Genomic DNA, 10902 nt, shown 5'->3' on the forward strand with positions numbered 1-10902 from the left:
CGATGGGCTCCCCGACGCAAGCGGACGCCCCGGCCGCGCGGCTGGTCGTGGGCGTGGACATCGGCAACTCCACCACCGAGGCGTGCATCGCGCAGGTGGACGGGCAGGGCGTGCGCTACCTGGGCGGCGGCATCGCGCGCACCAGCGGCATCAAGGGCACGACCCGCAACGTCCAGGGCGTGTTGGAGGCCATCAGCGGCGCGCTGGCGCGGGCCGGACGTCCCCTGTCGGCGCTGGACACGGTGCTGCTCAACGAGGCCACGCCCGTCATCAGCGGCATGGCGATGGAGACGCTCACCGAGACGGTCATCACCGAGTCCACGATGATTGGCCATGATCCGGCCACGCCCGGTGGGCTGGGATTGGGCGTGGGCGTCACCGTGCCCTTCCACGCGCTGGGCGAGCGGACGGACCCGGCCCCGGTCATCGTGGTGATTCCCGGGGACGTGGACTACGAGGACGCCGCGTCGGCGCTCGAGGCCGCCCGCGCGCGCGGGGTCGTCGTGCGGGGCGCGATGGTGCAGCGGGACGATGCGCGCCTCATCGGCAACCGGCTGGGGCAGCCCATTCCCATCGTGGATGAGATTGCCCTCATCGACCGCGTTCCCCTGGGGATGCAGGCAGCGGTGGAGGTCGCGCCGCCGGGGCACACCCTCCGCGAACTCTCCAATCCCTATGGCCTCGCGACCCTCTTCGGTTTGAGCGCGGAGGAGACGCGGCTGGCCGCGCCCATCTCCCGCGCGCTGGTGGGCAGCCGCTCCGCGGTGGTCATCCGCACGCCGGCGGGCGACATCACGGACCGGCGCATCCCGGCGGGCGCGCTGGAGCTCATCGGTGAGCGCACGCGGCAGACGATTGATGTCACGGAGGGCGCGGAGGCCATCATGCGCCTGCTGCGGCGGGTGCAGCCGCTCCAGGACGCGGTGGGGGCGCCGGGGACGAACGTGGGCGGCATGCTGGCCCGCGTGCGCGACACCATGGCGGAGCTGACCGGGGACCCGCCGGAGACGGTCCACATCCGGGACGTGCTCGCGGTGGACACCTTCGTGCCCCGGGAGGTCCGGGGCGGGCTGGCGGGGGAGTTCGCGCTGGAGAGCGCGGTGGCCCTGGCCGCGATGGTGCGCACCCGCCACGGCGCGATGGCGCGGCTGGCGGAGGTGCTCACGCGGGAGCTGGGCTGTGGCGTGCGGGTGGGCGGCGTGGAGGCGGACATGGCCCTCAGGGGCGCGCTGACCACGCCGGGCACGGAGCGTCCGGTGGCGGTGCTGGACCTGGGCGGCGGCTCCACCGATGCGGCGTTGGCGAACGGGCAGGGCGAGGTGCGCACCACGCACGTCTCCGGCGCCGGGGACCTGGTGACGCGGCTCATCGCCTCCGAGCTGGGGCTGGAGGACGAGGAGACCGCGGAGAACGTCAAACGCTACCCGCTGGCCAAGGTGGAGAGCCTTTTCCAGTTGCGGCTGGAGAACGGTCAGGTGGCGTTCTTCGACGCGCCCCTGCCCGCGGAGACCTTCGCGCGCGTGGTGGCCTTGAAGGAGCACGGCGTGCTGGCGCCGGTGCCGTGTCGCCATCCGCTGGAGAAGATCCGCCAGGTCCGCCGGGACGCGAAGCGGCGCGTGTTCGTGGTGAACGCGCTCCGGGCCCTGGAGCAGGTCGCGCCGGGAGGCAACCTGCGGCGGCTGGACTTCGTGGTGCTGCTGGGCGGCTCCGCGCTGGACTTTGAAATCCCGGAGCTCATCGCGGACGCCACCGCTGAGTACGGCATCGTCTGCGGGACGGGCAATGTCCGGGGCACCGAGGGGCCTCGCAACGCCGTGGCGACGGGGCTCGTCGCCGCCCACGCGGAGCAAGCCCGTGAGGGATGAGCGGCGGGACAAGGCGGCCGAAAGGCCCACGGTCCGGGTGGTGCACCGCCGCGACGCCCTGGCGGCCCTGCGCGAGGTCTGCGCGGGCCTGGAAGAGGAGGGCGTGCCCTTCCAGTGCGAACCGACGGACGCACCGCTCCTCGTCGCCGCACACGAGGCGGCGGTGCGCTCCCGTTTGTTGGTGGGCGTCGCGGTGGCGGGCTGCGAGGCATGCGTCCACTTCAGCCAGCTTCCGGTGGACGCGCCCGTGCTGCACGTCACCGACGCCAGCGCTCCCGTGTTGCGGCTGCTGGGCCAGGACGCCGCGCGCCTCGTCAAGGTCATGCCGTTGGGCACGCCGTTGTCGCGGCGTGCCGCGTCCCCGAAGTCCCTGAAGGAGAACGCCCCATGAGCAGGAAGCTGACGCTGGCGGCCGCGGAGAAGATGATCGACGCGGCCAAGCGGGAGGCCCAGAAGATGGGCCATCCCATGAACATCGCCGTGGTGGACGCAGGGGGGCACCTGGTGGCCTTCGCGCGGATGGATGGCTCCATCTTCGCGAGCGTCGACATCTCCCAGCGCAAGGCCTACACCGCCATCTCGCTGAAGCTCCAGACCCGCCTGTTGGGGCCGCTGACCCAGCCGGGAGCACCGCTCTTCGGCATCGAGCGGAACAGTGGAGGGCTGGTCTCCTTCGCGGGCGGCATCCCGCTCACGGACGAGCAGGGCGAGTTCGTGGGTGCCATTGGCGTGAGCGCGGGCTCCGTCGAACAGGACCAGCAGGTCGCTGAAGCAGGCGCCGCCGCGTTCACCGGCTGAGGGCACCGGGCCCAGGGACCGTCATCTGGGAGGCGAACCAGAAGAAGCCCGCCGCCAGCACGACGTGCACCGCCGAGTTGGGGACGATGCCCGACAGCCGGGAGAGGATGCCCTCGTGCCACGCGATGATTTCAATGGGGAACAGGCCCACGTGCACGAGGCCGTTGCCCACGAGCAGCGCGCGCATCGTTGGTGAGTCGGGGTGACGCCGGACGAAGAAGGCCATCACCGCGAGGCACAAGAGCAGCACGCCCACCTCGCGCACCCAGATGCGCGTCGCGGGCCCGGCCGCGACGCCCTTGCCTTCGAGCAGCAGGTCCGGCAGCAGCGTCGCGAAGAGTCCCACTCCCAGGGCGATGCAGCCCGTCACCGTGAACCAGGTCGTTCGTGTCATGGCGCCCACGGTGCGTGAGGGGCGTGGCTCTGCTCAATGACCTCCCCAGGTCATCGCGTCGGCGGGGCCGTCCACTATGCTCGCGCGATGACCGGTCAGCTCTTCCCCGCGCTCCTGCGGTACTGGCGCCAGCGACGCGGCCTCTCGCAGCTGGAGCTCTCGCTGGAGACGGACGTCTCGGCGCGGCACATCAGCTACCTGGAGTCGAACCGCGCGCGTCCGGGCGAGGAGATGGTGCTGCGCCTGCTGTCGGTGCTCGGCGCCCCGCTCCGGGCCCAGAACCAGGCGCTGGTGGCCGCCGGCTACGAACCCCGCTTCGCCGAGCCTCCGCTCGCGGCCCTCGCTCCGGAGCTCGACGCCGCCCTCGCGCAGATGATGCGCCAGCACGAGCCCTTTCCGCTCGTGGCCCTCTCGCTCGACGGCACCCTCGTTCGGAGCAACGACGCCGCGACCCGCGTGTTCAGCGCCTTCCTCGCCGAACCCCAGGCCATGCCGGCGACCCCGGACATGTTCTCGCTGCTGTTCGACCCGCGCCTGCTGCGTCCCTTCGTCGTGGACTGGGAGACGCTGGCCCGGGGCATGACCTTCCGGCTGCACCGGGAGCGGCTGCTGACCGGTGACGCCCGCCTCAACGACACCCTGGAGCGGGTGCTGGCCTTCCCGGGCGTGCCGAAGGGCTGGCGGCAGCCGGACTTCTCACAGGAGCCCCAGCCCCTGGTGCGCGTCGATGACCCGACGCGCGCCGTCTGTCTTCAGCTCGCCGGACGATAAGGTCGGGGGCTGAGCAGGACTTCCTGGCAATGAATGGTGCAGACTGCGTCTGTCGTAGCCCGTCCCCCTTCAAGAAGGAGACACACCATGAAGCATTGTCTGGGAATGTTCGCGGCGTTGCTCGTCACGGGGCTGGTGGCCTGTGGCGGCATGGAGTCCGGCGAGGCGCAGGAGGAATTCGGGCAGCAGTCGAGCGCCCTCTCCTGTTCGGCGGCCTGTTCCTCGGGAACGCTCACCTGTCAGGGCGCCAGTTGCTCCGCGGTTGACGGTTCTCACGTGCAGTGTGACGGCGTGTACCAGTACTGCCCGACGACGCCGCCCCCGCTCATCTGCTCGCGCGCCAATGCGTGTGTCTTCATCAATGGCACGGCGTGCCCGTCCCCGGGCGCCTCACGCGACTGCTGTCTGGAGGGACTGCCCACGGGCGGCTGCTACTGCACCTTCAACGGCAGGTGGACGTGCACCGTGCCTCCGGAGGACCCGTAGCCTGCCCCCGGTCCCCGGCACCTTTCGGGTGTCGGGGACCGTTCGGATCCGCGAGAGCATCACCCGGCTGTGGCAGTGAGGAATGCTTCGAAAGGCAGTGCCCTCCGGACGGCGCGGGGCTGCTTCAGCCCGGCGTCAGTCGTTCACGTTGCTGCTGTAGAGGTTGCCGCCGCCCGTGCGGACATCGCCGCTGGCGGTGGTGCCCGTGGCCTGGCTGGTGGCGAACACGACGTAGCCCGGGGAGTCGTCCAGGTCGACGACGTTGCCGGAGAAGGCGTTGTTCTCGCCCGTCGCGTAGCCGGTGCCGTGCGTGCGGACCTGGAAGGCATCCAGCACCTTGGGATTGCCCTGGCGGTAGCCCCGGTTGTCGCGCACCACGGTGTTGACGCCCTTGACGTCCACGAAGCTGTCGGCGCTGTTCTCGCCGGAGATGCCCGCGCCCTGGAAGGTGCAGCCCTCCACCAGCGTGCCATCCGCGCCTTCCTTGATGTCGATGTGCTCCGCCGTGATGCCCCCGGCGAACTCCGTGGTCCGGATGACGTTGCCCACGACGACGTGCTCGTACGGGTTGCTGACGTCGGAGCCGACGTAGGCCCCTTCGCCGTACTTCGCCTGGTACAGGCCGGTGTCGTGGATGCGCGAGGCCTGGAGCGTGTTGTAGGAGCTGCCATCCCGGAAGTGCACGGCCTCGTCCCCGACGGTGTGGACCTCCACGCCGTGCAGCAGGTTGCGATTGCCGTTGTCGATGATGATGCCCTTCTGCGCCTGGGTGACGCGAAGGTCGCGGACCTGCCAGTAGTCGCCCGTCAGGTGGAATCCATAGGAGCCATCCTTGACCGAGGTCCCCGTGAGGGTGGCCGGGTTGGCGGGGTCACAGCTCTTCAGGACGATGGGGTTGGCGGACGTGCCGCTCTGGCCTGAATAGAACAGGCCCTGGCCACCGGGGTCGCCGCTGGTCGACCGGTTGCCGACGTAGGTTCCCGGTGCGAGGAGCAGGAGGGCGCCGGGTGCCGCGCTCTTCAAGGCCGCCTGGATCGCGGCCGTCGAGGCCAGGGCGTTCGCGCACGTCGTCCCGCCTCCGCCCGGGGTCGTCGCGCTGACGGTGACGCTGCTGCCGGACGTGTTGCCCGCCGCGTCCTGCGCCCTGACGGCGTAGCTGTAGGTCGTCGAAGCGGCGAGGCCGGTGTCGCTCGCGGACGTGCCGCTGACGTTCTTCAGGAACGCGTTGTTCCGGTAGAGCGCATAGCCGGTGACGCCCACGTTGTCGGACGCCGCGCTCCACCCCAGGTTGATCTGACTGCTGGAGGTCGCGGTGGCCGTCAGGTTCGCCGGCACCGTGGGTGGCTGCGTGTCACCCGTGCCGCCACCGCTGGGGGTGACGTCCAACTGGGGCACGTTCGCGCTGCCCTCGCTGCTGACCAGCGTGGTGTACTTGCCCACGGTCTCCTGCAACACGAAGGATACCGTGCCGTCCCCGGCCGCCTGCGCGTTCACGTAGGCCGTGACGTCGATTTCGTAGTCCGCGTCCGCGGTCGTGAGCGCCACGGACCCCACCAGGCTGCCCACCGCGGGTTTGTTGCTCCAGGTGAGAGAGGACTCCGCCCAGCCATCCGCCGTCTGGAAGGCCTGGAGTGTCGTGCTGGAGGACGCGCTTCCGTGGACGCGCAGCCGGGCGCTGGTGACACCCGCAATCCCAGTCAGCTTGAATTTCAGGAAGGCATACCGGTTCGCGCCCGCGTCATTCTTGATGAACAGCGAGGTGGCCGCGCCGTAGTTGGAGGCGGCGTTGGTTTCATGGACATAGGCGTCCTCCGTCGCCGTCAACGTCGTGAGCGCCTGCCGCTGTGCGCCATGGAGAGCGTCCGCGTCCTCCCGCTCCGCACCGCAGCCCGCGAGCGCCAGCGCCAGCCCCGTGAGCAACCACCGCCGGGTGTTGAACCCATGCGTCATTCCCCGTGAGTCCGTGCTCATGTGTTTCACTCCTCCCTTTTTGAGTAAAAACAGCTTAAGTTGAATTTACCTCATGGGGTGCGGCCTTTCCGTCCTGGAGGGTGACGCGCCTCCATGGCGGAAAGAGGGGACGACATGCGGCTCGACATCTTTTCGGAGATGCAGCACCCGAAGGAGCACTGGACCGGTCCGGACCACGAACACCGGTTGATCCAGGAGACGCTGGAGCAGGCACGGCTGGCGGATGAGCTGGGCTACGGCGTCTGGTGGCAGGTGGAGCATCATGCCGCCGTGGAGTTCAGCTACAGCTCCGCGCCGGAGATCATGCTCACGGCCATCGCCACGAGCACGAAGAACCTCCACGTGGGGCATTCGTCGGTGCTGGCGCCGACGCGCTTCAACCACCCCATCCGCATCGCGGAGCGCTCGGCCTTCATCGACCACCTGAGCGGTGGGCGCTTCCAGTTGGGACTGGCGCGCAGCACCATCCCGGAGTGGCGCACCTTCAACGTCGAGCCTGACGCCACGCGCGGGCAGATGCAGCAGTCCTTCGAGCTGCTTCCGAAGCTGTGGACGCAGGACAAGGTCTCCTGGGACAGCGCGGACATCAAGCTCAACAACATCAGCGTCATCCCGAAGCCGTACCGCAAGCCGCACCCTCCGCTGTGGCAGGCGTGCTCCAGTCCGGCCTCGTTCGAGCAGGCGGGACGCAACGGCGTGGGGGCGCTGGGGGTGACGCTCTGGGCTTCTCCGGAGGAGGTCGCGGAGATGATCCACATCTACCGCGAGGCGCTGCGCACCCGCTGCGAGCCGGTGGGCGAGTTCGTCAACGACCAGGTCGCCTTCTTCACCTTCGTCCACTGCGCGGACAGCGAACGCGAGGCGATGGAGAACGGCGCCGCGAAGGCCGCGGCCTGGTACACCGCCGGCTCCTTCACCTTCTTCGAGGCGAAGGACGCCTTCGTGAAGACGGCCGCGGAGCTGGAGGCCCTGGCGAAGGACCCCGCTGGCGGTGGGTTGACGGGCCAGTACGTGCGCAACAAGAACCCGAACGCGCCGCAGTCCCAGGCGCAGCGCATCCTGGGCCGCATCATGTCCGGCGAGAACGTGCCGGACGAGCAGGTCTGGGAGGTGCTGAGCGGGCAGGACTCGCTCATCGTCGGGACGCAGGACCAGGTGCGCAAGGGGCTGAAGCGCTACGAGGCGCTGGGCATCGACGCGCTCATGTCCTTCCACCAGGTGGGCGCCCTGACGCACGACAAGGTGATGAAGAGCATCCGTCTCACGGGAGGGCTCATCCCGGAGTTCAGGACGCCCGCGCCGCCGTAGGGACAGGCACGGGGGCCGGGCAGCCGGCCCCTCCCCGGGAGCAGGCAGGGAGGGGTGTTTCGCCAACACCCACGCCCCGCGCGGCTTCACTGTTGTGACGGGGAGGTGCAAGCTGTTCCATGTGTCGCGCCGCTCCCAGCTGTTCCTCCTGCTCGTCGTGTCGCTGCTGCTGCACGCGGCGTTGTTCGCCGTGTTGTCGCGCATCCCGCCCCCGGCGGCCCGGCGCCCGGCGGTAGCGAAGCCCATCGAATGGGAGGTCGTGCCTCCGGAGGAGCGGCCGGTGCCCCTTCCTCCCGCACAGCGACCAGCCCCCAGGGATGAGACGCCGCCCCGAAGCGCGGAGCGACCGAGGCCTCCCCCTCCGGCGACGTCCGAGAAGGCGCCAGCCCAGCGCGCGGAGCGGCCGTCAACGCCCCGGCAAGCGCCTGAACAACGCGAGGAGTGGCCCTCCCTGCCCTCGGAGCCGGATGCACCGGCCTCCTCTCCTCCGCTGGCCCAGGACGTTCCTCGCGCCTCCCCGCCGCCCGACCTGGTGCCTCCGGGCCTGCTCGGCGGTGGGCTGCTGAAGGGGCCTCCGTCCACGGGGCGGACCCTTCGCAACAATGGGGAGGCCCCGGACCCGAAGGCGCTGGCGGAACGTCAGGCGGAGGAGGCGCGGCAGCGCGTGGACGGCTGGGCCCAGGACGCGGCGGCGACGGCGCGGGCCTCCGGCGGGCTGGTGCACCCGTACTTCGCGAAGCTCCAGAAGGGCTTCGCGAAGCAACTGGTGGATCCTCCGCCCCTGGACATGAAGCTGCTCGCCTCGCGGGCGAAGCGCGAACAGGTGGACGCCATCCAGCGCTTCGGCAAGACGGGCAGCCCCGTCGTCTCCGAGCCCCGGGACCTGCGCCTTGAGACACGCAACCGCATGCAGGCCGCCGTGGAGGCCGGGCGCGCGGCGAACATGTACATGGTGGACGTCACCGCGCCGGTGCTCGCGCTCGCCGCCATCGTGGAGGTCCGGCAGGCGCGCGACGGCAAGCTGCTGGACCTCAAGGTGCTCGAAGGTTCGGGCGATCCGAAGTTCGACGTCTGGGCCGTGTCGCAGTTGAAGGAGGCGCTCGCCGTGGCCGACCCACCCCAGGACGGGGCCCAGGGCGCGGGCCTCCACGACGACGGGATGTCCAGCCGGTGGCGGCTGGAGGAGTACCTGGGCAACCCCCGCGTGCAGATCCACCTGATTGGCGTCTACTGAGCCCCTGCGCGGGCGCCCGCGTCCCGTGCCGGAAGCCTCGGGTGCCCTACCGCGGTCCGTGTCGTGTCCGGTAGTCAGGGCTGTCCATCCGTCGCCTGCGTGCCACCCCCGTACGTAAAGGCATACACCCCGCGATGCGGGAACAATGCCCAGGACCAACACCGCGAGCAGCAGGAGCGGGCGAAGTGGCTTCCATTCCACAACCCGATCTGGGTGGTGGGACGATGAACTTCCATTGAAGCTGGATTGATTGCGATCCTGGATTTGATGGGATTCATAACCAGGACTTCCTGGAAGGGGGCTTCTGATGCATCGGATGATGAATCAGGTGTGGGGCACGCTGGGCGTAGCGCTGCTGGGGCTGCTCGGCTGCAGCGGTCCGCTGGAAGGGGAGTCGCTGGAGGAGTGGAGCACGCAGGAGGCGGGTGTCGCCGCGCTGGTGCCGAAGAAGGTGATGCCGCTGGGCGACTCCATCACCCAGGGGGCGGCAGGGCACGCCAGCTACCGGTGCCAGCTCTGGCGGAAGCTGACCTCGAGGGGCTACAGGGCGGACTTCGTGGGCACCCTGACGACGGGCTACCTGGGGGCGAACACCTGCACTTACGTCTGGTTCGATCGCGACCATGACGGCCACTGGAGTTGGCGGACGGATCAGGTGCTCGCGAACATCTCTGGCTGGGCCGAGCGCACGCGCCCCGACCTGGTGCTCATCCACCTGGGCACCAACGACACGTACCATCAACAGACAGAGGACAGCACCGTGTTGGAGCTGGAGCAGATCATCGACCGGCTGCGCGTGGTGAACCCACAGGTGAAGGTGTTCCTGGCCCAGATCATCCCCACCTCGAGCGCCCTGGCGTCGCTGAAACTCCAGTCCCTCAACCAGCGCATGCCCTTGCTGGCCGCGGCCAAGAGCACGGAGGAGTCGCCGGTCTACGTGGTGGACCAGTGGACCGGCTTCGTCCCCTCAACGGACACGTATGACGGGGTCCATCCGAATCTCAGGGGTGAGGAGAAGATGGCGGAGCGCTGGTACCAGGCCATCCGCGAGCACCTCTGACGTCACCAGCGTCCAATCGTGCCGACCAGGCTGCCCGTGTCGGCCTCAAAGACATCCATCCACGTCCAGTGCGGCACGTAGACGCGCTGGCCCTGGGCCCAGACGGCGTCCGGCGCGCTGCCATCCTTGGAGCGGGGGATGGCCACGTCCCAGACCACGACGCCGGTGCGCAGGTCGCGCCGCACCAACCGCACGCCGCCCTGCTCCAGCTCGTAGGTGAGGTACACGGCGTCGTCGGTCAGCTCGGCGACCTCCGGGGTCCGGTCCTTGAGGGTGAGCGGATCCGTGTCCGCGACGACGCCGTGCCACAGGGGCTTCTTCGTCCCCTTCTGGAACAGCGCCGCCATGGGCACGGACGTCCCCGGCCGCCGGGTGCCTGTCACCAGGATGGCGCTGCCGTTGCGGTAGATGAACGTGGGGGAGAAGCCCCGGATGTCGGAGGGCGGGTAGCTGGAGCGCTCGCAGGTGGTGGTCAGCTCCACGGGACGGGACATGGAGCACGTCTGCGGGCTCAGCGGCGGCGTCGCGCAGCGGGGCGGGGCCCGGGGCGCGGGCCGGGCGGTGGCCGTCCGCGTGTTCAGCAGCAGGTGCTGGCCATCCAGCACCTCCACCCAGACCGACTCGGTGTCACCCGGAGGGATGCACAGCCGGCGCGGCGAGTCCGACAGGGGCACGCGCCCGAGCCGCTTCCCGGTCTCCGCCTCCAGCAGGTTCACCGCCCGCTGTTCGCTCATCACCAGCCGGCCCCCCTGCGCGATGACCTTCGTCGTCCGGGAGGTGTCGGGCCCTTCCGCGGGCGGCGTCTCCCAGAGCGGGGCGAGCGTCCTGCCGTCGAACGCGGCCACCAGGTCCTGTGCCTGCGAGGAGGCGATGCGGCGCACGTGCCCGATGATGTCGTCCGTCCCGTCCCCATTGATGTCCACGAACACCGGGGCGGTCCTGGCGGCCCACTGGATGTCCGTCTTCGTGGAACCCCGGTCGGGAAGGGTGGGCGGCGTCGGCGGCGGGACGAAGG

Annotated in this window: 11 protein-coding genes; 8 read left to right on the forward strand and 3 right to left on the reverse strand. The window is 70.0% G+C overall.

What is annotated here, in order from left to right; translation table 11 throughout:
* Positions 1–2 precede the first annotated feature (2 nt).
* The 3 genes from D7X74_RS03570 to D7X74_RS03580 are packed head-to-tail and all read left to right on the forward strand — an operon-like array spanning position 3 to position 2663.
* Positions 3–1865, forward strand: coding sequence for a diol dehydratase reactivase subunit alpha (locus tag D7X74_RS03570; protein ID WP_120531489.1), 1863 nt, complete (start codon positions 3–5; stop codon positions 1863–1865).
* On the forward strand, positions 1855–2256 hold the full coding sequence (locus tag D7X74_RS03575) for a glycerol dehydratase reactivase beta/small subunit family protein (protein ID WP_158622170.1): 402 nt from the start codon (positions 1855–1857) through the stop codon (positions 2254–2256). The genes D7X74_RS03570 and D7X74_RS03575 overlap by 11 nt, the downstream gene beginning before the upstream one ends.
* On the forward strand, positions 2253–2663 hold the full coding sequence (locus D7X74_RS03580; RefSeq protein ID WP_120531491.1) for a heme-binding protein: 411 nt from the start codon (positions 2253–2255) through the stop codon (positions 2661–2663). Before D7X74_RS03575 ends, D7X74_RS03580 begins: the two co-directional genes overlap by 4 nt.
* Here D7X74_RS03580 and D7X74_RS03585 read toward each other — a convergent pair.
* The gene (locus D7X74_RS03585; protein WP_120531492.1) at positions 2653–3057 is read right to left on the reverse strand and encodes a hypothetical protein; all 405 of its coding nucleotides are present in this window, start codon (positions 3055–3057) and stop codon (positions 2653–2655) included. The two genes, D7X74_RS03580 and D7X74_RS03585, sit on opposite strands and share 11 nt — an antisense overlap.
* An 87-nt stretch (positions 3058–3144) precedes the next feature.
* Between D7X74_RS03585 and D7X74_RS03590 the strand changes: the two genes are divergently transcribed.
* Together D7X74_RS03590 and D7X74_RS03595 are read left to right on the forward strand one after the other, a co-directional pair.
* Complete coding sequence (locus D7X74_RS03590; RefSeq protein WP_158622171.1) at positions 3145–3828, forward strand: helix-turn-helix domain-containing protein; 684 nt, start codon at positions 3145–3147, stop codon at positions 3826–3828.
* Between the two features lie 87 nt (positions 3829–3915).
* The gene (locus D7X74_RS03595; RefSeq protein ID WP_120531494.1) at positions 3916–4314 is read left to right on the forward strand and encodes a hypothetical protein; all 399 of its coding nucleotides are present in this window, start codon (positions 3916–3918) and stop codon (positions 4312–4314) included.
* 135 nt (positions 4315–4449) lie between these two features.
* Here D7X74_RS03595 and D7X74_RS03600 read toward each other — a convergent pair whose 3' ends face one another.
* On the reverse strand, positions 4450–6285 hold the full coding sequence (locus D7X74_RS03600) for a DNRLRE domain-containing protein (RefSeq protein ID WP_233601949.1): 1836 nt from the start codon (positions 6283–6285) through the stop codon (positions 4450–4452).
* A 114-nt stretch (positions 6286–6399) separates the two neighbouring features.
* Here D7X74_RS03600 and D7X74_RS03605 point away from each other — a divergent pair, with 114 nt between their 5' ends.
* The 3 genes from D7X74_RS03605 (at position 6400) to D7X74_RS03615 (ending at position 9887) form a co-directional block, all read left to right on the forward strand.
* On the forward strand, positions 6400–7593 hold the full coding sequence (locus D7X74_RS03605) for an LLM class flavin-dependent oxidoreductase (RefSeq protein ID WP_120531496.1): 1194 nt from the start codon (positions 6400–6402) through the stop codon (positions 7591–7593).
* Positions 7594–7714: 121 nt separating this feature from the next.
* A complete protein-coding gene (locus D7X74_RS03610) occupies positions 7715–8827 on the forward strand; it encodes a ferrichrome ABC transporter substrate-binding protein (protein WP_199741751.1) in 1113 nt (370 codons plus the stop codon).
* A 307-nt stretch (positions 8828–9134) separates the two neighbouring features.
* Positions 9135–9887, forward strand: coding sequence for an SGNH/GDSL hydrolase family protein (locus D7X74_RS03615; RefSeq protein ID WP_233595328.1), 753 nt, complete (start codon positions 9135–9137; stop codon positions 9885–9887).
* A gap of 2 nt (positions 9888–9889) precedes the next feature.
* Here the strand turns inward: D7X74_RS03615 and D7X74_RS42900 are convergent.
* Positions 9890–10902, reverse strand: a 1013-nt coding sequence (locus D7X74_RS42900; protein WP_120531498.1) for a hypothetical protein, incomplete at its 5' end; no start/stop codon positions are given.

It is taken from the genome of Corallococcus sp. CA047B (assembly GCF_003612065.1).
In the GTDB taxonomy this organism is placed as follows: Bacteria; Myxococcota; Myxococcia; order Myxococcales; family Myxococcaceae; genus Corallococcus; species Corallococcus praedator.

Excerpts from the sequence above, each read along its gene's own strand:
- D7X74_RS03605 (WP_120531496.1), top strand. The coding sequence starts at position 6,400 with ATGCGGCTCGACATCTTTTCGGAGATGCAGCACCCGAAGGAGCACTGG.
- D7X74_RS03570 (WP_120531489.1), top strand. The coding sequence starts at position 3 with ATGGGCTCCCCGACGCAAGCGGACGCCCCGGCCGCGCGGCTGGTCGTG.
- D7X74_RS03585 (WP_120531492.1), bottom strand. The coding sequence starts at position 3,057 with ATGACACGAACGACCTGGTTCACGGTGACGGGCTGCATCGCCCTGGGA.
- D7X74_RS03600 (WP_233601949.1), bottom strand. The coding sequence starts at position 6,285 with ATGAGCACGGACTCACGGGGAATGACGCATGGGTTCAACACCCGGCGG.
- D7X74_RS03580 (WP_120531491.1), top strand. The coding sequence starts at position 2,253 with ATGAGCAGGAAGCTGACGCTGGCGGCCGCGGAGAAGATGATCGACGCG.
- D7X74_RS03590 (WP_158622171.1), top strand. The coding sequence starts at position 3,145 with ATGACCGGTCAGCTCTTCCCCGCGCTCCTGCGGTACTGGCGCCAGCGA.
- D7X74_RS03615 (WP_233595328.1), top strand. The coding sequence starts at position 9,135 with ATGCATCGGATGATGAATCAGGTGTGGGGCACGCTGGGCGTAGCGCTG.
- D7X74_RS03595 (WP_120531494.1), top strand. The coding sequence starts at position 3,916 with ATGAAGCATTGTCTGGGAATGTTCGCGGCGTTGCTCGTCACGGGGCTG.